We start from the raw sequence: 19,523 nt of genomic DNA, 5'->3' as shown, positions 1-19,523 counted from the left end.
TAGGGCGTGCCCTAGCTGACCAGCGAGGTCAGCGACGAGACCGTCGCCTTGTGCATCCTCGGGATGACGTTGAGGGTGGCCGAGTCGCCGCTGTAGAGGTGGCTGCCCGACTCGTAGACCAGGTACGCCGTGCCGTTGTACTCGGTGACGCCCTCGGTCATGCTCGGCGCGCGGAAGCAGCTCAGCGGGGCCGCGTCGAGGTCCTTGTTGCCCCGCTTGACGACGTACAGGTTGCTGCGGTTCCCACGCCCGTACGACGTGCTGTAGACGAAGTGGTTGGCGGTGATCATCAGGCCCTGGGTCTTGGTCGGGACCTCCCAGGCGCCCGCGACGGTGGTCAGCGTGCCGTCGTCGGCGATCTTGTACTCGTACATCGTGCCGCGGCCGGTCTCGTTGAAGCTGCCGGAGAACAGCGAGTCGCCGTAGCTGCTCAGGAACGACGCCCCGGCGACGTCCCGGGCGGTGCCGACCTGTGTCAGGTACGGCGTACCGGCGGCCTTCATCGCGGTGCGCAGCTCGGTCAGCCGGTACTTGCGGATCGAGCTGCCGGCGCCGGAGACGAACGCCCAGCCCTTGCTGGTGGTGATGCCGCCGACGTGCGACTCGGCGATCGCGACCACGCCGACGGTCGACCCGGTCGCCGGGTCGATGCCGTAGATCTGCGAGTCGGCGCCGGACCGGTACGACGCGACCAGCAGCAGGTTCTTGCCGGCGCCGTCCCAGTTGTACCAAGTGCCGGCGCCTTGAGGCGTGTGCGTGCTGAGGTTGGGGATGCCGAGGCTGTTGCTGAACCGGGCGTCGTACTTCTTCGACGCCGACGGTCCGTCGTAGAAGGTGCTGCCGCCGGTGGTGGCGGTGTCGCAGCTGATCGCGGCGGTCGCGATCGTCGGTGCCTCGACGGCGGTCAGGGCGGCCGCGGTGGTGAACACGGCGGCCAGAATGGCGACGGGGCGGGCCATGGTGATCCTCTCGGGTTGGGCGATAACCTTCGATCCACAGACAGTAGCCCGTGAAAATGTGACCCGCAGTACCGTAGGGCGCATGACCGACCTGCCCGCGGCGATCGACCGCGTTCTGCCCTCCGTCCGTGCCGACCTCGAGGACCTCATCCGGATTCCCTCGGTCAGCGCGGACCCGGCCCGTGCGGCCGACGTCCAGCGGTCCGCCGAGGCGACTGCCGCGCTCTTCGAGGCCGAGGGTTTCGAGGTGAAGATCGTCCGCGCCGGCGAGGGTGCGCCCGCGGTGATCGCCAAGAAGCCGGCGCCGGAGGGCAAGCCGACCGTGCTGCTGTACGCGCACCACGACGTCCAGCCGACCGGCAACGTCGAGGAGTGGACCTCGGAGCCGTTCGAGCCGACCGAGCGCGGCGACCGGCTGTACGCGCGCGGCGCGGCCGACGACAAGGCCGGCATCGCCGCGCACCTGGCCGCCGTACGGGCCTTTGGCAACGATCTGCCGGTCGGTGTGACGGTCTTCGTCGAGGGCGAGGAGGAGATCGGCTCGCCGACCCTGCTACAGCTGCTCGACGAGTACGCCGACGAGCTCACCTCGGACGCGATCGTGATCGCCGACTCCGGCAACTGGGCGATCGGCCAGCCGGCGTTGACGGTCTCGCTGCGCGGCCTGGTCGACTGCTACGTCGAGGTCCGGACGCTGAACCACGCCGTCCACTCGGGTCTGTTCGGTGGCGCTGTCCCGGACGCGCTGACCGCGCTCTGCCGGCTGCTGTCGACGCTGCACGACGACAACGGCGACGTCGCCGTCGACGGGCTGCACGCGAGCCGCGCGGCCGACCTGGAGTACCCGGAGGACCGGTTCCGCGCCGAGTCCAGCGTGCTCGACCAGGTGAAGCTGATCGGCTCCGGCACGCTGGTCGACCGGCTGTGGACCCGGCCGGCGATCGCCGTCCTGGCCATCGACGCGCCGCGGGTCGCCGACGCCAGCAACACCCTCGTCCCGGTCGCACGGGCCAAGGTCAGCCTGCGGGTCGCTCCCGGTGACGACGCGAACAAGGCGATGCAGGCCCTGCGCAACCATCTGGAGCAGAACGCGCCGTGGGGTGCGCAGGTGACGGTGACCGACGGCGACATCGGCCAGCCCTGCTCGATCAACGCCCGCGGTGCGGCGTACGACGCGGCCCGCTCGGCGTTCGCCACGGCGTGGGGAGTCGAGCCCGTCGACACCGGCATGGGCGGCTCGATCCCGTTCATCGCGGAGTTCCAGCAGACCTTCCCCAACGCGGCCGTTCTGGTCACCGGGGTTGAGGATCCGGACACCCGGGCCCACGGCATCGACGAGGGTCTGCACCTCGAGGAGTTCGCGAAGGTGTGTCTCGCTGAGGCAACACTTCTTCAGAACTTGGCCTCGTAGGTAGGACCGGGCTTTCCGGCGACCCAGAGTTTGGCATAGGTTTCGGCGAGTGAAGATCGCAGTCGTGCGAGAGACCCGTCCGGCCGAGCGCCGGGTGGCGCTGGTGCCCGAACAAGTCGTCAAGCTCGTCCAGCTCGGGTACCAGGTCGCGGTCGAACCCGCGGCCGGCGAGCGGGCGCTGTTCTCCGACGACGCCTACCGCGAGGCCGGTGCGGAGGTCGCCTGGGGAGCCGACCACGCCGCGACGGTGGTGGCCTCGGTCCAGCCGCTGGAGCGCGAACGCCTGCAGCGGCTGCACGCCGGGACGGCGCTGATGTCGTTCCTGCCGACCAACCCGCCGGACGTGGTCCGGGCCGCGACCCGGGCCAAGCTGACCGCGTTCGCGATGGAACTGGTGCCGCGGATCTCCCGGGCGCAGGCGATGGACGCGCTGTCCTCGCAGGCGCTGGTCGCCGGGTACCGGGCCGCGATCGTCGCGGCCGAGCGGCTGCCCCGGTTCTTCCCGCTGAACATGACCGCCGCCGGGACGGTGCCGCCGGCCCAGGTGCTCGTCCTGGGCGCCGGCGTCGCCGGCCTGCAGGCGATCGCGACCGCGAAGCGCCTCGGTGCGGTGGTCAAGGCGTACGACGTCCGGACCGCCGCGGCCGAGGAGATCGCCTCGATGGGCGCCCAGCCGATCGAGCTCGAGCTCGGCACCCTGGACGGCCCGGGCGGGTACGCCCGCGAGATGACCGAGGAGCGCGCCCAGCTGCAGCGCGAGCTGCTGGCGCCGTACGTGGCCGGCGCGGACGCGCTGATCACGACGGCCGCCGTACCGGGCCGGACCGCGCCGATGCTGGTCACCCGCGAGATGGTCGAGCAGATGAAACCCGGCTCGGTCGTCGTCGACCTGGCCTCCGAGCAGGGCGGCAACGTCGAGGGCTCGGTGGCCGGCACCGAACTGACCATCGGCAACGCGCTGGTCTGGGGCGGCTCGAACGTGCCCAGCCAGATGGCCGGCCCGGCCAGCCGCCTGTACGGGCAGAACGTGGCCAACCTGATCACGCTGATGACCCGCAACGCCGCCTTCGACCCGGACTTCAGCGACGAGATCGTGGCCGGCTGCTGCGTCACCCACGACGGCGAAGTGCTGCACGAGCCGACCCGCGAGCTCCTGGAAGGACAGGGCTGATGACCGAGTCCATTGCGTTGCTGACGATCTTCGTGCTCGCGGCGTTCGTCGGGGTCGAGGTGATCAGCAAGGTGTCGGCGACGCTGCACACGCCGCTGATGTCCGGTGCGAACGCGATCCACGGCGTCATCCTGGTCGGCGCGATCATCGTCACCGGGCAGGCCGAGTCGGTGCCGGTGGTGATCGTCGGGCTGCTGGCCGTCGTGCTGGCCACCGTCAACATGGTCGGCGGGTTCGTGGTCACCGACCGGATGCTGGAGATGTTCCGCGGTCCGGCCGGGCGCAAGAAGGAGCTGCACAAGTGATCCCCACCTGGGCCCAGATCGGCTACCTGGTCGCGGCCGTCTGCTTCATCGTCGCGCTGAAGGCGCTGTCCTCGCCGAAGACCGCGCGGACCGGTAACGCGCTCGGCGCGGCCGGCGCCGTGCTCGCCGTGATCATCACCTTCGCGGCGTACAAGCCGGACAACCTGGTGCCGATCCTGATCGCGCTGGCGATCGGCACCGTCGGCGGTGTGGTCGGATCGCGGCGGGTGCAGATGACGCACATGCCGCAGCTGGTCGCGCTGTTCAACGGCGTCGGCGGTGGCGCCGCCTCGCTGGTCGCGCTGATGGAGCTCGGCGAGGTGCACGACGGCGAGACCGTCGCCGCGATCGCCACCGCGTTCACGATCCTGGTCGGAGCGATCTCGTTCTCCGGCTCGATCGTCACCTTCGCGAAGCTGCAGGAGCTGATGACCACCCGCCCGGTCACCTTCCCGGGCCTGCCGGTGCTGTTCGTCGCCGGGCTGCTCGGCGGCATCGCGGTGTCGGTCTGGCTGGTCTCCGAGCCGCGCGTGCTGGTCGGCGTGCTGCTGTGCCTGCTCGGTCTGGCCGTCGGCGTGATGCTGGTGCTGCCGGTCGGCGGTGCCGACGTACCGATCGTCATCTCGCTGCTGAACGCGTTCACGGGTCTGACCGTCGCGGCCGGTGGGTACGTGCTCGGCAACACGCTGCTGCTCGTCGCCGGAACGCTCGTCGGTGCCGCCGGTACGTTGCTGACCAAGCTGATGGCCGACGCGATGGGCCGGTCGGTCTTCAACATCCTCTTCGGCGCGGTGAAGGGCGGATCGACGCTCGGCGGCGGCGAGGCGTCCGAGCGCCCGGTGATCTCCGGCAGCGCCGAGGACGTCGCGATCCTGCTCGGCTACGCGCAGCGCGTGATCATCGTCCCCGGCTACGGCCTGGCCGTCGCGCAGGCCCAGCACACGCTGCGCGACCTGGTCGAGGAGCTGCAGGGCCGCGGCGTCAAGGTCGACTACGCGATCCACCCGGTCGCGGGCCGGATGCCCGGCCACATGAACGTCCTGCTCGCCGAGGCCCAGGTCCCGTACGAGCAGCTCCGCGAGATGGACGAGATCAACGGCGACTTCAAGCAGGCCGACGTGGTCCTGGTCGTCGGCGCCAACGACGTCGTCAACCCCGCCGCCCGGACGACGCCGAGCGCCCCGATCTACGGCATGCCGATCCTCAACGCCGACGAGGCCCAGCGCGTCATCTTCCTGAAGCGCTCGATGCGCCCCGGCTTCGCCGGCATCGAGAACGAGCTCCTCTACGACCCCCGCACGACGCTGCTGTTCGGCGACGCGAGGGAGTCGCTCGGCAAGCTGTTGGCGTCGGTCAAGACGGTCTGACCGGGCGTGGGGATCGCGTCCAGCAGGAGTTGGGTGTAGGGGTCCTGGGCGTACTGGATGACGTCCAGGGTCCGGCCGGACTCGACGACCTTGCCCTCGTTGAGGACCAGTACGTCGTCAGCCAGGAGGCGGGCGCTGAGCAGGTCGTGGGTGATGTAGAGCATCGCGATGCTCCGGTCCTTCACCAGCCGGTCGAGCAGGGCGAGGATCTCGGCCCGGATGGAGACGTCGAGCATCGAGATCGGCTCGTCGGCGACCAGGATGGTGGGCTCGGGGGCGAGGGCTCTCGCGATCACCACGCGTTGGCGTTGGCCGCCGGAGAGCTGGTGGGGGAGTTTGTCGAGGTACTGCGCGGCTGGGGAGAGGCCTACGGTTTCCAGAAGCTCGGAGGCTCTCGTGCGGGCTTCGGCCTTCGAGAGTTTCAGGTGGTTACGGAGGGGACGCGAGAGGGCGTAGGCGACCGTGCGGGTGGGGTTGAGGGCGGCGAAGGGGTCTTGGAAGACGAGCTGGGTGTGGCAGCGGTAGAACCGAAGCCTCCGGCCCCGGAGCTTGCCGACGTCTACCGCCTCTTCTCCCGCTCCGCCCCGCGCTTCCGCGCGGGAGCGCGGAGCGGCGAAGGTGATGGCGCCTGACGTTGGGCGCTCCACGCCTGTGACCAGGCGGGCGAGAGTGGTTTTGCCGGACCCGCTTTGGCCGACCAACGCAGTGACTTGGCCTGGTTTGAGGTCGAAGGAGACGTTGTCGACGGCTCGGGTGTTCTTGTACTGCTTCACCGCTTCGCGAACAGTGAGGACCGGGTCCGCGGCGACGCTGGTGCGTTCGGCGACGAAGGTTCGGGCCCGGCGGGCGTCGACCTCGGTCCCGGACTCGACCAGCAGGCAGCGGGCCGTGCCCTCGCCCGCCGGGAGGAGCGCGGGGTGTTGCGTCGCGCAGGACTCGACGGCGACCGGGCAGCGCGGAGTGAAGCGGCAGCCGGTCTGGGGCTCCGCGAGGTTCGGTGGGCGACCGGGGATGAAGTCGACCGAGATCTGGCGAGCGCGCGGATCGGCGTACGAGCCGAGCAGGCCTTGCGTGTACGGATGCAACTGGTGCCGCATCATCGCCGCGGCCGGCTGGTCCTCGACGAGCTCGCCGGCGTACATGACCATGACCCGGTCGGCCATCTCCATCACTGTGCCGAGGTCGTGGCTGATGAACAGGACGGCGAAGCCGAGCTCCTTCTGCAGCTCCCGGAGCCGGTCGAGGATGTTGCGCTGGACAACGACATCGAGACCGGTGGTCGGCTCGTCGAGCAGCACGAAGCGCGGTTCCAGGGCGAGTGCGAGGGCCAGGGCGACACGTTGCTTCATCCCGCCCGACAACTCGTGCGGATAGCGCTGCAGCACGTCGGCGTCGAGCGACACCAGCTCCAGCAGGTGCCGGGCATCGCCTTCGCGCCCGTGCGCGGCGAACGTGTCGGCGAACTGGGCGCCGACCGTGATCACCGGGTTCAGCGAGTTCATGCTGCTCTGGAAGACCGTCGAGATCTTGGCCCAGCGCAACGGGCGCAGCGACTCTTCGGAGGCGCCGCTCACCGTCGTACCGTCGAAGACCACCGATCCGCCGCTCACGGCGGCAGGCTTGTCGAGCAGCGCCAGGATCGCGTTGCCGAGCGTCGACTTTCCGCTGCCGGACTCGCCGAGCAGCCCGACGAACTCGCCGTCGGCGACGTCGAACGAGACGCCGTCGACCGCGCGGACCGGCGTACTGTCGCGCGGGCTGTAGGTGACCGACAGGTCGCGGACCTCGAGCAGGGCCATCTCAGTCCTCCCTCAGGTGCGGGTTGCTTAGGGCGTCGACCCCGAAGTTGATCAGCGTCAGCGCGGTCATCAGCCCGGCGAACGCAAGTCCGGGCGCGACCAGCCAGGCCCACTGGCCGGTCAGCATCGCGCCGCCGGTGTTGGCCTGGTTGAGCATCGTGCCCCAGCTGGTGGTGGTCGGGTCGCCGAGGCCGAGGAACGCCAGCCCGGCCTCGCCGCCGATCGCGCCCAGGCAGGCGCCCATGAAGCCGACGACGACCAGCGACGTCATGTTCGGCAGGATCTCCCGGACGATGATCCGCGCCGTCGAGTCGCCCGCGAACTTCGCCGCGGTGATGTAGTCGCGGGTCCGCAGCGTGATGATCTGCGAGCGCTTCAGCCGCGCGCCGTACGCCCAGCCGGTGATGCTGATCACGAACACGATCAGCCACAACCCCTTCACCGGCGCGTACGCCGCCAGCGTGATCATCAGCGGCAGCACCGGGACGACCAGCGCCAAGTTGATGAAGAACGACAGCACCTCGTCGACCGTGCCGCGCAGGTAGCCCGCGGTCAGCCCGACCGCGAGCCCGATCGCCGTCGACAGCGTGCCGGCGGCGAGGCCGACGATCAGCGACGTGCGCGCGCCGTACACGAGCTGGCTGAACACGTCCTCGCCTTGCGCGGTGGTGCCGAGCCAGTTGCTGCCGGACGGGCCGATCGACGGGGTGAACGTGTTCGCGCGCGGTTCGTACGGCGCGATCAGCGGCGCGAGCACCGCGACCAGCACGAACGCGGCGAGCATCAGCAGCCCGATCCGGCACTTGCGGTTGCGCCACAGGATGACGAGCCAGCCGGGGACCCGGGAGCCGCGCGAGGCCTCGACTGCTTGCGCTTCGAGCGTCATACCGCCTCCTCCCGCCGGACGCGCGGATCCAGTACGCCGTACAGCAGGTCGGCGAGGAAGTTCGCGATCAGGACGCCGATCGTGATGAACAGGAACAGCGCCTGCATCAGTGGGTAGTCGCGGTTCGAGACGGCCTCGAGCATCATCCGGCCGAGCCCGGGGTAGTTGAAGATCGACTCCACCAGCACGGTGCCGCCGAGGATGCCGCCGAGGGCGATCGCGAACCCGGTGACGTTCGGCAGCACCGCGATCCGGGCGCCGTAGGTGAGCGCGATCCGCCGCCGGGACAGGCCCTTGGCCCGGGCCAGCCGGGCGTAGTCCTCGCCGAGGGTCTGGACCATGTTGTTGCGCATGCCGATGATCCAGCCGATCGGGCCGACGATCAGCAGCGACACCGCCGGCAGCACGCTGTGCTGGAAGGCGTCGGAGAAGAACAGCCAGGTCCAGCTCGGGTTGCTGCCGCCGCCGTACCCGCCGCCGCTGGGGAACCAGTTCAGCGTGATCGCGAAGACGTAGATCAGCACCAGCGCGAGCCAGAAGAACGGCAGCGTGCCGACGAACGTCGAACCGAGCGTGATCACCGAGTCGACCCGGCTGTTCCTCCGGTACGCCGCCCAGGCGCCGAGCAGGGTGCCGACCACGAACGACACGATCTGGGTGACGCCGACCAGGATCAGCGTCCAGGGCAGTCCCTGGGCGATCATGTGCGTCACCGTGTACGGGAAGTACGTGTACGAGATGCCGAAGTCGCCGCGCAGGACGGCGCCGAGGTAGTCGCCGTACTGGGTGAGCAGGTTGCCGTCCGGGGTGCCGAGCATCTTGCGGACCGCCTCGACCTGGGCCGGGTCGATCGCCTGGCTCTGCCCGCCCAGCCGGGACACGATCGCCTCGGCCGGGTCGCCCGGTTGCAGCCGGGGGATCAGGAAGTTCAAGGTGATCGCGGCCCAGAGCGTGGCCAGGAAGAAGCCGGCGCGACGCAGGAAGTAGCGCATGTCAGCTGCCGGCGGGCTTGAGGTTGGTCAGGACGAGCACGTTGTCGCCGGGGGCGGCGTACGGGTTCTTCTCGTCGGGCCAGCCGACCGCCTTGTCGGTCTGGTACTGGAACCACTTGGCGCCGTACCAGAGCGGGATCATCGGGACCTGGTCGGTCATGATCTTGGCCAGCCCCGCGACGGCCTGCTTCTGCTTCGCCTCGTCGGTGGCCAGCCGGAGCTCGTCGAGCAGCTTGTCGGTCGCCGGGTCGTTCCAGCGGACGAAGTTGCTCGCGGCCTTCTTGCCGATCGGCGCGGACTGGTCGCTGCCCAGCGGCTCGGAGAAGTTGCGGAACATGTTGCAGGACCCGCCGTGGACGCCGAACAGCATGTCGTACCGGCCGACCGCGCGGTCGCTCTCGTACGTCGGTGGGTTGGGCGTCTCCAGCGCGACGTCGAAGCCGAGCGCCTTCAGGTTCTGCACGATGATCTGCGCGGCCGAGACCCAGTCGGTGTAGCTGCCCGGGACCTTGAAGGTGAACTTGACCTGCTTCCCGTCCTTGCCCATTCGCTTGCCCTGGGCATCCTTCGGGTAACCGGCCGCGGTCAGCGCGCTGTCGGTCTTCGCGGCGTCGAAGCCGATCCGGCCCTGGTCGGTGAGCCCCTCGGGCAACCACTTGTCCTGGCCGGGCACGACCAGCCCGGTCTGGCTCGCGGCCTTCACGTAGCCCAGCTGCGCCTTGGCGATGATCTGGTCGCGGTCGAAGGCGGTGGTCAGCGCCTTGCGGAAGGCGAGGTCGCTGAACGGCGCCTCGGTCAGATTCATGTACGCCGAGATCGAGCCGCCCGGCGGGTACCAGTAGTGGTTGGTGTCCGGGGCGCGGTCGACGAACGCCTTCTTGATGTCCGGGACGAACATCGCGTTGGTGTCGTACTCGCCTCGGCTCAGCTTCAGCTGCTCGACCGCGCCGCCGGCGTCGGCCTTGTGGAAGCGGATCTCCTGCACCTTGACCTTGTCGGCCTGCCAGTAGTCGGCGTTCCGCTCGATGGTGAGCTGCTGGGGGTTGAACGACTTCACCTTCATCGGGCCGGTGCCGACCGGGTTCTGCGCGTTGACGAACTTCACCGGGTCGGACTGCTGCGACCAGACGTGCTCGGGCACGATGTAGATCTCGGTGAGCAGCGTGAACGTCGAGGCGCCGGGGTCCTTGAACTTGATCCTGACCGTCTTGGCGTCCGGCATCTCGACCGCGGCCAGGTAGCGCCAGATGCCCTTGACGTCGAGCGCCTGGTGTTTCTTCAGCAGGTCGAAGGTGAAGCCGACATCCTTGCTGGAGAAGGGCTTTCCGTCGTTCCACTTGACGCCGTCGCGCAGCGTGAAGGTCAGCGTCTTCGGGTCGTCCCACTTGAACGCGGTGGCCAGCCACGGCTTCGGCGTACAGGAGAAGCTGTCGTAGACCATCAGCTTCTCGAAGACGTAGTCGACGGCGCCGAGGCGGATGGCCTCGAGGTACGGGTTGTAGTTGGCCTGCGGTGCGGTGCCGCCGCCGAAGTCGCCGTAGTCGAGGAAGTCGACCAAGCCGTTCGCGGCCGTCCCGCTGCCGCCGCTGCCGTTGGTGCCGCTGGTGCCGGTGCAACCGACCAGGGCGAGGGTGGTCGCGACGGCGACTGCCGCCGTACGGAGGAATGTCGGGCGGTTCATCTGCCTGCTCCTGTCGATCGGGGCGGCCTCCTGGGCGGAGGGACTACGGGCAGCCGCAGCTGCCCCGCAGTACGAGCTCGGTGGTGAGGACGGTGTCCATCACCGCGCCCGGACCGCCGACGCCGGCGATCAGCAGACGCGCGGTGACGGCTCCGAGCTCACGGACGGGCTGCCGGATCGTGGTCAGCCCGGGTCGGACCAGCGAGGACATCGCGACGTCGTCGAAGCCGGTGATGGCGACGTCCTCGGGGACCTTGAGGCCGCGGCCGAGGGCGCCGATCAGGACGCCGAGCGCGGTCTCGTCGTTGGCGCAGACGATCGCGCCGGGCGGTCGGCGTCCGGTCAGCAGCTCACCGGCGGCGATCACGCCGTCGGACTGCTGCATGCCGACCTTGAGCGGGCTCTTCGGCGCGGCGACCTTGGCCTCGCGATGCCCTTGTTTGAAGGCCTCCCAGCGCTCGGTGACGTCGGGAGAGCCGTCGGGGTTGCCGACGAACGCGAGCCGCCGGTACCCGTGGTCGAGCAGCAGGTGCCTGGTCAGCTCCGCCACTCTGGAGTTGTCGGCCCGGACGGCGGGGATGCCGTCGAGCGGCCGCCCGGCCAGTACGACGACCGGTACCTCGGCCGCCAGCCGGTGCAACGTGCGGTCCTGGATCGTGCCGCCGTGCACGGCGATGCCGTCGACCCGGCCGGAGATCGCCAGTACGTCGTCGTCGGCGGCCGCACGGTGGTGCGTCCCGACGATGTGCACGCTGGCGCCGGCCTCCATCGCCTCGTACTCGAAGCCCTGGATCAGCTCGGAGAAGTACGGGCCGGACAACCCGGGGAAGACCATCGCGACCGCGCCGTGCTTGCGCTCGGCCAGGGCCTTGCCGAGCTGGCTCGGGCGGTAGCCGTGCTCCTCGATCACCTGCTCGACGCGGGCCCGCATCTCCGGGCTGACCTGGCCGATCCCGCGCGACACCCGGGACACGGTGGCGATCGAAACCCCTGCCAGCTCGGCGATCTCGCGCACCGTCAGCCGCTGGTTGCCCATCCGCGACCTCCCGCCGTAACGTTGCAGTAACCGGTTTCAGCGACCATAGGTGAGGAATCGGACCCGCGGCAAGAGGTGGCGCGTCGCCGGCCCGGTGGAGAGGTCACGATGAGGACAGTCCAGCTCAGCAGGCGCCGTCTGATGATCGACGGGGAACCGACCCTGATGCTGTCGGGGGAGGTGCACTACTTCCGGCTCGCCCGGGACGACTGGGCGTCGCGGCTGGATCTCCTGGTCGCGGCGGGGTGCGACACGGTGGCGACGTACATCCCGTGGTTGGTGCACGAGCTGCCGGACGGGTCGTTCGACCTGGACGGACGGACTTCGCCTTACCGGGATCTGGCCGGGTTCCTGGAGCTGGCGGCCTCGAAGGGATTGTCGGTGATCGCCCGGCCCGGGCCGTTCGTGATGGCGGAGCTGAAGAACGAGGGGTTGCCGTACTCGGTCTACACGCCGGGTGTCGCGTCGATCGGGTGGGACTCGACGCCGGCTCCGACGCGGGATGTCGACTACCTGTCGGCCGACTACCTGGAGGCTGTACGGCGCTGGTACGGCGCAGTGATGCCCTTGCTGGCTGGGCAGCTGGCGCCGGTCGGTGGTCCGGTCGTCGCGGTGCAGCTGGACAACGAGGTCGGGATGTTGTCGTGGGTGACGAACACGCCGGATCTCAACGACGTGGACTCCTTCCTCGCCTGGGCGGGGTCGCGCGTCGAGGTGGCCGACGTACGGTCTCCTGAGGCTGGTGCGTTGGGGCTGCATCACGAGCTGTCGGTGTTCCAGCGCGAGCGGTACGCGCGGTACTTCGGGTTCCTGCGTGCGGAGGCTGAGTCGCACGGCGTGCGCGGCGTACCGTTCCTGATCAACCTGCACGGCACCGGCGAGGGCCGCGGCCGGACGTACCCGATCGGCATCAGCCAGCTGTACGAGAGCTACGCCGGGCAGCCCGGCATGACCTCGGGCTCCGACCACTACCTCGGCGACCTCACGGTCGAGAACGTCGCCGACCTGTACGTCATGAACGCGTTCATGGCCGCGGTCCACTCGGCTGACCAGCCGCTCACGTCGCTGGAGTTCGAAGCCGGCCTGGGCGACTACGGCGAGGACCTGAGTCGCCAGGTCCCGCCCTCCGCCGTCGCACTGAAGACCCGGCTCTGTGTTGCCCAGGGCAATCGTCTCCTGAACTACTACCTGTTCGCCGGCGGCCACAACCCACCGCTCGACGTACCGGTCGGTGACGGCAACGACCGGATCGCCTTCACCGGCGAACGCCACGGTTTCACGGCACCCGTCGGCCCGGAGGGACAGCTCAACCCGTCGTACTCCGCCCTCGCGGACGTCGTCGCCGAGCTCCGCCGCTTCCCCGCGCTCGCCGACAGCGACGAGGAGTACGACGACGTCGTGCTCGGCTTCGTCCCCGACCACTACCTCACCGAGTACTGCCACCCCGGCGACCACGTCCGCCGCGCTCAGATCGCCGAGCTGGAGCGCTTCCGGGGCATGGGGACCCGCGACATCCTCGCCCGTGCACTGCTGCTGGCGGGCTTCTCGTTCCCGGCGGTCAACCTCCAGGCCCACTTCTCCACCTCGCGCGTCCTCTGCCTGGCCTCCACCCCATGGCTCTCCGCCGACGTCCAGCAACGCCTCGCCGACTTCGTCCACGGCGGCGGTCGCCTCCTCCTCACCGGCGCGCTCCCCACCCGCACCTACGACGGCACCCCCTGCACCGTCCTCGCCGACGCCCTGGGGCTGACCCCCGGCGAGCTGGTCAACGGCACTCCGCACTACTTCCCGTCGGTTCGCGCGGCCGGCGCCCCGGCTGAGGTCCGAGTGGGCGTTCTCCAGCCGTTGAGCCCCACCTCCACCCACCAACCCTTCGCCACCGACGTCGCCACAGGCTCTGTGGTTGGCACCGAGGTCCGCCCGGGCGGCGGCCGGGCGATCGTCCTCACCTGCGACTACCCGGCCCACCTCCCGTTCTGGACCACCCTGCTAGCGACCCTCGGCGCCACTCCGCGTCACACTCACAACGCCACGACTCCCGGCATCGTCCTGACCTCGACCGTCACTCCCGACGGGACGCGCCTGCTCCACGCGCTGAATGTCAGTCCGGTGGACCAGTCTTTGGTCATCTCCCACCGGAGTACGCCGTTGTTCAATGGCGCGGAAGTCGCGCTGCCCGCGCGGAGCGGCGCAATCCTTCCGATTACCGGTCCAGACCAATTGCATTAACGGTACTCGGAGCGCTCACTCCGCCCGATAGACCCATTTCCGGGCCGAGCGCAAGTCATTGGCACAAAGACGCCACGGCCTGGTCGTCTGACCTCGCCGGGGCGTCCGGCCCTGCAGGTGGGCGCGATCCGCGATCCGCGAGCATCACTGGACGTGCGTCCAGTCAACCCAGAACAATTGCCCTCACGGCGTCCGCTGAAATGCACAGACCGAACTGCCGACGTAGCCGATCAATTCACGCGAGAAACTATCGGTGAATTAGACCCAACCGCGTTTCGCCGCGGCTACTCCCAGTTCGAAACGGGAAGTGGCATCCAGACGGTCGGAGAGGTTTGCCGTGATCCGGCGGGCGGTGCGCAACGAGATACCCAGCAGGCGGGCGACCTGCTCGTCCTTGGCGCCGCCGGCCAGCAGACGCAGGACCTCGGCCTCGTGCGGCGTGAGTGGTGACTCGTTGTCGCGGTCCTCGGGGGCGAAGAGGTCGGTGGCCCGCGACCAGTACGAGTCGAAGAGGGCCAGCGCGACCGCCAGTACGGCGGGGCTGCGGTGGATCACGGCGCCGGCGCTCTCGACCGCCGGGTCCAGCGGCATGATCGCGATCTCCTGGTCGATGATCAGCAGCCGCAGCGGCAGGGTCGGGGTGGCGCGGACCTCGTTACCGCGCTTGTGCATGTACGCGGCGTACTCGAGGCCGAGCTTGGAGACCGTCATGCTCTGCAGGTAGACGCTGCGCATCTTGATCCCGCGCTCCAGCAGCGGCAGGTCCGGCGACTCCTCCGGCGGGGCGACGATGTCGTCCACGTGCGCGGGGATCAGGCCCCAGAAGGTGTCCCGGGTCTTCGCGCCAAGCTCCTCGATCCGGCGCGACGCGTTCGCGCGGCCCTTCAGGACCTCGACGTCGCCGCTGGTCCGGGAGGTGAGCAGCTCGTTGTACTGCTCGGCCATCACCTCGGCCTTGGACGACGCCTCGTTCAGCTCGCCGAGCATCCGGTTCAGCTCGCTGCGGCGGCGCTCGACCAGCCCGGCCAGGCCGACCCGCGGGTGGACGGCGTGCTCGACGTCCGGGTTGGTCCAGGTCGGGACCAGCAGGTCGAGTTTGCGCAGCTCGTCCATTAGCTGGAGAACCTCGGGCAATGGCTTATTCACTCGCGCGGCAATCTGCTCCGGCGTACTGTCCGGAGCGCGGAGGAGGGCGTGGTAGACCGCCGAGGTCGCCTCGTCCAGACCCAGCGGTTCCAGCACTTTCCACACCCTTCCAACGCCCGTTTGGAACCGACCATATACAGGGTGCGTCGATTAAGCGCGCTCAGCAGATGGTTTTGGATTATTTCGGAGGGGACTCACTGTGATCAAGAGGTTTCTGGTGGTGGCCGTATCGGTCGGCCTGGTGGGGGCGGCGGCGTGGTTGACGTCGGTCGGAGGGGACGGCTCTCCGGCGGCGAGCGACCCAGGGAACGTGTGCGCGGTTTGCTGGTGACAGCCGTCCCGTAGACTGCTGCCGTGGCTCGTGGCGATGGTCGGCTCACTCATGATCTCGACCCGCAGGATCTGGGTCCGCAGGACGCCTGTGGCGTCTTCGGAGTCTGGGCTCCTGGGGAAGAGGTCGCCAAACTCTCCTATTTCGGGCTCTACGCTCTGCAGCACAGAGGGCAGGAGTCGGCCGGGATCGCGGTCGGCAACGGGAGCCAGATCCTGGTCTACAAGGACATGGGCCTGGTCAGCCAGGTCTTCGACGAGGCGACCCTCGCGTCACTGCGCGGGCACATCGCCGTCGGGCACTGCCGGTACTCGACCACCGGGTCGAGCGTCTGGGCGAACGCGCAGCCGACCTTCCGGTCCACCGCGACCGGGTCGGTGGCGCTCGCGCACAACGGCAACCTGACCAACACCGGTGACCTCGCGGCGACGCTGGACGGCAGCGACGACCTCGACCTCGGGCTGGACCTGGAGGTCGAGCACGCGAAGGCGAACGCCAAGCACGGCGCGTCCTCCGACACCGACATCCTGACCTCGATGCTGGCGGCGTACCCCGACCTGACCATCGAGCAGGCCGCCGCGCGCGTCCTGCCGAAGGTCAAGGGTGCGTTCAGCCTCGTCTTCATGGACGAGTCCACCCTGTACGCCGCCCGCGACCCGCAGGGCATCCGCCCGCTGGTGCTCGGCCGGCTCGAGCGCGGCTGGGTGGTCGCCAGCGAGACCGCGGCGCTGGACATCGTCGGCGCCAGCTTCGTCCGCGAGATCGACCCGGGCGAGATCGTGGCGATCGACGAGAACGGGCTGCGCTCGACCAAGTTCGCCGAGCCGGACCCGAAGGGCTGCCTGTTCGAGTTCGTCTACCTGGCCCGCCCGGACACCCAGATCTCCGGCCAGCGGATCCACTCGACCCGCGTCGAGATCGGCCGCCGGCTGGCCCGCGAGCACCCGGCCGACGCCGACCTGGTGATCGCGACGCCGGAGTCCGGCGTACCGGGGGCGATCGGGTACGCCGAGGAGTCCGGGATCCCGTACGGCGCCGGCCTGGTCAAGAACGCCTACGTCGGCCGGACCTTCATCCAGCCCAGCCAGACCATCCGCCAGCTCGGCATCCGGCTCAAGCTGAACCCGCTGCGCGAGGTGATCGAGGGCAAGCGGCTGGTCGTCGTCGACGACACCATCGTCCGCGGCAACACCCAGCGCGCGGTGATCAAGATGCTCCGCGAGGCGGGCGCCAAGGAGATCCACGTCCGGATCACCGCGCCGCCGGTGAAGTGGCCGTGCTTCTACGGCATCGACTTCGCCAGCCGGGCCGAGCTGATCGCCAACGGGCTGAACACCGAGGAGATCTGCCGCTCGCTCGGCGCCGACTCGCTCGGCTACATCGACCTGGACACGCTGGTCGAGGCGACCACGCTGCCGAAGGACAAGCTCTGCCGGGCCTGCTTCGACGGGGTCTACCCGGTCGAGCTGCCGAAGCCGGAGCACCTCGGCAAGCACCTGCTGGAGATCCCGGTCAGCACCGACGCCGACGGCCTGGCCACCGTTTCCGGTGGTGCCGGCGCCGCGGACGCCCTGTCCCGCCCGTAAGGCAGTCCGATGACCCAGCACCCGACCGACGCTCCCGCGAGGACCGGCCGGGCGCTGGCGACTGCCGTACGACGTACTTCCGGGACGCCGTCCCGCCGACGAAGGAGAACACCGTGAGCCAGGGCGCGAGCTACGCCGCCGCCGGGGTCGACATCGAGGCCGGGGACCGGGCCGTCGAGCTGATGAAGGAATGGGTGTCCAAGGCGACCCGGCCCGAGGTGGTCGGGGGGCTCGGCGGGTTCGCCGGGCTGTTCGACGCGTCCGCGCTGACGGCGTACCGGCGGCCGCTGCTGGCCACGTCGACCGACGGCGTCGGGACCAAGGTCGCGATCGCGCAGAAGCTGGACCGGCACGACACGATCGGGTTCGACCTGGTCGGCATGGTCGTCGACGACCTGGTGGTCTGCGGTGCCGAGCCGCTGTTCATGACCGACTACATCTGCACCGGCAAGGTGGTCCCGGAGACGATCGCGCAGATCGTGAAGGGCATCGCCGAGGCGTGCGTCGAGGCCGGTACGGCGCTGGTCGGCGGCGAGACCGCCGAGCACCCGGGCCTGCTGAAGGCCGACGAGTACGACGTGGCCGGCGCCTCCACGGGCGTCGTCGAGGCCGACGAGCTGCTCGGCGCCGAGCGGGTCGAGGCCGGTGACGTGGTCGTCGCGATGGCGTCGTCCGGGCTGCACTCGAACGGGTACTCCCTGGTCCGGCACGTGTTCTTCGACCGGGCCGGCTGGGCCCTCGACCGCGAGGTGCCGGAACTCGGTGGCACGCTCGGTGACACTCTGATCACGCCGACCCGGGTCTACGCCAAGCACTGCCTGGAGCTGATCCGGGCGCTGAACGCCGACGGCGACCGCCCGCTGCACGCGATGTCGCACATCACTGGCGGCGGGTTCGCGGCGAACCTGGCCCGGGTGATCCCGGACGAGCTCGCGGTCCGGATCGACCGCTCGACCTGGACGCCGGCGCCGGTCTTCGGCCTGGTCGGTCAGCTCGGCGACGTCCCGCAGTTGGAGCTGGAGAAGACGCTGAACATGGGCGTCGGCATGGTCGCGGTCCTGGACCCGGCCGCCGCGGACCGCGCGATCGCCGTCCTGGCCGAGCGTGACATCCCCGCCTGGGTCTGCGGCGAGGTCAGCACCGGCAGCACCGGCGTCGAGCTCCAAGGCGACTACGCGAACTGATTCCGTCGGGGGTCGTTGAAGCGCCCCCGGTGCAGGAACAGCTCAGGTGGCGTTCACCGTGCGGTGAACGCCACCTCGAGAAGCACAGCTCACACCGAAAAACGGCAGGCCGACATCACCTGCGGTGCTGGTGTGGACGAACTCCGTCGGTCGAGCACAGCTGACTGGTCCAGGCGCCTCAGACGCGTGGACCAGTCAACGGAGCTGCTGTCGCTTTACCGACGGGGGTGGTAGTCGTCGGCGTCATCGCCGGCGTCTGCGTCGTAGTCACCGTTCGCAGAACCGGTACCGCCCTCGTTCCCGCCGGCCAGCTCTCGTTTGAGCTGGTCCAGGTCGGTGTCCCAGGTGCGGTACTTCAGGTCGCGAGCGACCTTCGTCTGCTTGGCCTTTGCACGGCCGCGCCCCATAGCGTCGACCCCCTCGCACAAGTCAACCGGGTACGCAGCGTGGCGTCCACGGATCAGTCGTCAGTAATCGTGGTTCTAGGTTACCCGGAGCCGGGGATCGACACACGCACCGCCCCCTGCTCGGACGCTCCCAGACCTCCGATGACAGTCCGGTGGGCCTGCCCGGTCCCCTCAAACCGGTCAGGCCCACCGCGTCTTTTGCGCTCAGTCGCGCTGGTTACTTCACCTCACGACGTGAGCTTGACCACAGTCCGACCACGGTCGGCAGCAGGACCCAGACCGCGACGGCGGTGAGCGTCTCGGGCAGCATCCCGTGCAGGTCACGCTCCGCGATCCGGCCGAAGGCGCCGAACACGTCCAGCCAGTTCGCGTTGTCCTTGAACAGCGCCGGCCCGGCCAGCGCCCAGGCGGTCGGGGCGACGAAGAAGACCAGCACGGCCGCCGCGGTCTGCGCGATCACGGCCCCGAAGGCGGCGCCCATCACGACGTTCAGCGCGGTGCTCAGGTAGGCACCGGCCAGCGCGCCACCCATCCCGGCGTACGTCGTACCGTTGCCGCTGATCGCGCCGCCGATCGCGGTCGCGGCCAGCGCCATCGCCGCCGTGACCGTCAGGACGACGGCGCTCAGCAGCACCGCGGAGACGAACTTGGCCAGCTGGACCCGGATCCGGCGCGGCGACAGCGTGAACGTGGTCAGCGCGGTCCGCTGGGTCCACTCGCTCGTCATCGCCATCACGCCGATCACCGGCAGGATCAGCAGCACACCGGTCGACGCGGCGCCGAGGAACCCGTCGAAGCGGGCCGGCCCGTTGCCGAGGTGGGTGAGCTCCCAGACCAGCGCCGCGACGGCGAGGGCCAGGATGGCCAGGATCAGGACCCGGCCGCTGCGGGTGTTCACGGACTTGCGCAGCTCGATGCCGGTCAGCTTGGCGAACGACTGGCGGCGCGCGGGCGGCAGGCTGGTGGAGACCGCCTCGGCCCGGTGCTTACCGGTGGCCGCCGGGGCCGGGGTGGTCATTTCGGTGACAGTCAT

The 19,523-nt window shown here is 69.6% G+C and carries 16 protein-coding genes; 7 read left to right on the top strand and 9 right to left on the bottom strand.

Annotation, left to right across the window (positions count from 1 at the left end; genetic code table 11):
• Positions 1–11 precede the first annotated feature (11 nt).
• Positions 12–959 carry a hypothetical protein gene (locus AB0M01_RS11300; protein ID WP_363668043.1) on the bottom strand — a complete coding sequence of 316 codons (948 nt, stop codon included), beginning with the start codon at positions 957–959 and terminating at the stop codon, positions 12–14.
• 82 nt (positions 960–1,041) lie between these two features.
• On the opposite strand from AB0M01_RS11300, the gene AB0M01_RS11295 reads away from it, so the two are divergent.
• Genes AB0M01_RS11295 through AB0M01_RS11280 form a run of 4 tightly spaced genes read left to right on the top strand, consistent with a single transcriptional unit; the run spans position 1,042 to position 5,213 of the window.
• Positions 1,042–2,370: a dipeptidase gene (locus tag AB0M01_RS11295; RefSeq protein ID WP_363668041.1), complete on the top strand. Its 1,329-nt coding sequence runs from the start codon at positions 1,042–1,044 to the stop codon at positions 2,368–2,370.
• A 49-nt stretch (positions 2,371–2,419) separates the two neighbouring features.
• Positions 2,420–3,541 (top strand): NAD(P) transhydrogenase subunit alpha, encoded by a 1,122-nt coding sequence (locus AB0M01_RS11290; RefSeq protein WP_363668039.1) that lies wholly within the window; start codon positions 2,420–2,422, stop codon positions 3,539–3,541.
• Entirely contained in the window at positions 3,541–3,846 is a 306-nt protein-coding gene (locus AB0M01_RS11285) for an NAD(P) transhydrogenase subunit alpha (protein WP_363668037.1), read from the top strand. Before AB0M01_RS11290 ends, AB0M01_RS11285 begins: the two co-directional genes overlap by 1 nt.
• Positions 3,843–5,213 carry an NAD(P)(+) transhydrogenase (Re/Si-specific) subunit beta gene (locus AB0M01_RS11280; protein ID WP_363668035.1) on the top strand — a complete coding sequence of 457 codons (1,371 nt, stop codon included), beginning with the start codon at positions 3,843–3,845 and terminating at the stop codon, positions 5,211–5,213. The genes AB0M01_RS11285 and AB0M01_RS11280 overlap by 4 nt, the downstream gene beginning before the upstream one ends.
• Here the strand turns inward: AB0M01_RS11280 and AB0M01_RS11275 are convergent.
• The 5 genes from AB0M01_RS11275 to AB0M01_RS11255 are packed head-to-tail and all read right to left on the bottom strand — an operon-like array spanning position 5,132 to position 11,607.
• On the bottom strand, positions 5,132–7,012 hold the full coding sequence (locus AB0M01_RS11275; RefSeq protein WP_363668034.1) for an ABC transporter ATP-binding protein: 1,881 nt from the start codon (positions 7,010–7,012) through the stop codon (positions 5,132–5,134). The genes AB0M01_RS11280 and AB0M01_RS11275 overlap by 82 nt on opposite strands.
• 1 nt (position 7,013) lies before the next feature.
• Positions 7,014–7,898 (bottom strand): ABC transporter permease, encoded by an 885-nt coding sequence (locus AB0M01_RS11270; RefSeq protein ID WP_363668032.1) that lies wholly within the window; start codon positions 7,896–7,898, stop codon positions 7,014–7,016.
• Complete coding sequence (locus AB0M01_RS11265; protein WP_363668030.1) at positions 7,895–8,890, bottom strand: ABC transporter permease; 996 nt, start codon at positions 8,888–8,890, stop codon at positions 7,895–7,897. The genes AB0M01_RS11270 and AB0M01_RS11265 overlap by 4 nt, the downstream gene beginning before the upstream one ends.
• A 1-nt stretch (position 8,891) precedes the next feature.
• A complete protein-coding gene (locus AB0M01_RS11260) occupies positions 8,892–10,571 on the bottom strand; it encodes an ABC transporter substrate-binding protein (RefSeq protein WP_363668028.1) in 1,680 nt (559 codons plus the stop codon).
• A gap of 43 nt (positions 10,572–10,614) precedes the next feature.
• A complete protein-coding gene (locus AB0M01_RS11255; RefSeq protein ID WP_363668026.1) occupies positions 10,615–11,607 on the bottom strand; it encodes a LacI family DNA-binding transcriptional regulator in 993 nt (330 codons plus the stop codon).
• Between the two features lie 141 nt (positions 11,608–11,748).
• Between AB0M01_RS11255 and AB0M01_RS11250 the strand changes: the two genes are divergently transcribed.
• Entirely contained in the window at positions 11,749–13,836 is a 2,088-nt protein-coding gene (locus AB0M01_RS11250) for a beta-galactosidase (RefSeq protein ID WP_363668024.1), read from the top strand.
• A gap of 258 nt (positions 13,837–14,094) precedes the next feature.
• On the opposite strand, the gene AB0M01_RS11245 is transcribed toward AB0M01_RS11250, so the two are convergent.
• Positions 14,095–15,078 (bottom strand): LuxR C-terminal-related transcriptional regulator, encoded by a 984-nt coding sequence (locus tag AB0M01_RS11245; protein ID WP_363668022.1) that lies wholly within the window; start codon positions 15,076–15,078, stop codon positions 14,095–14,097.
• Between the two features lie 258 nt (positions 15,079–15,336).
• On the opposite strand from AB0M01_RS11245, the gene purF reads away from it, so the two are divergent.
• Together purF and purM are read left to right on the top strand one after the other, a co-directional pair.
• Positions 15,337–16,899, top strand: a complete 1,563-nt coding sequence (gene purF, locus AB0M01_RS11240) for an amidophosphoribosyltransferase (RefSeq protein ID WP_363668020.1) — start codon at positions 15,337–15,339, stop codon at positions 16,897–16,899.
• Positions 16,900–17,012: 113 nt separating this feature from the next.
• Positions 17,013–18,083 carry a phosphoribosylformylglycinamidine cyclo-ligase gene (gene purM / locus AB0M01_RS11235; RefSeq protein ID WP_363668019.1) on the top strand — a complete coding sequence of 357 codons (1,071 nt, stop codon included), beginning with the start codon at positions 17,013–17,015 and terminating at the stop codon, positions 18,081–18,083.
• Between the two features lie 215 nt (positions 18,084–18,298).
• On the opposite strand, the gene AB0M01_RS11230 is transcribed toward purM, so the two are convergent.
• A complete protein-coding gene (locus AB0M01_RS11230) occupies positions 18,299–18,490 on the bottom strand; it encodes a DUF3073 domain-containing protein (RefSeq protein WP_363668017.1) in 192 nt (63 codons plus the stop codon).
• 217 nt (positions 18,491–18,707) lie between these two features.
• Complete coding sequence (locus tag AB0M01_RS11225; protein WP_363668015.1) at positions 18,708–19,523, bottom strand: ABC transporter permease; 816 nt, start codon at positions 19,521–19,523, stop codon at positions 18,708–18,710.

Source organism: Kribbella sp. NPDC051770, from assembly GCF_040681455.1.
Classification (GTDB): Bacteria; Actinomycetota; Actinomycetes; order Propionibacteriales; family Kribbellaceae; genus Kribbella.
This window is presented reverse-complemented; position numbering and strand designations above follow the sequence as displayed.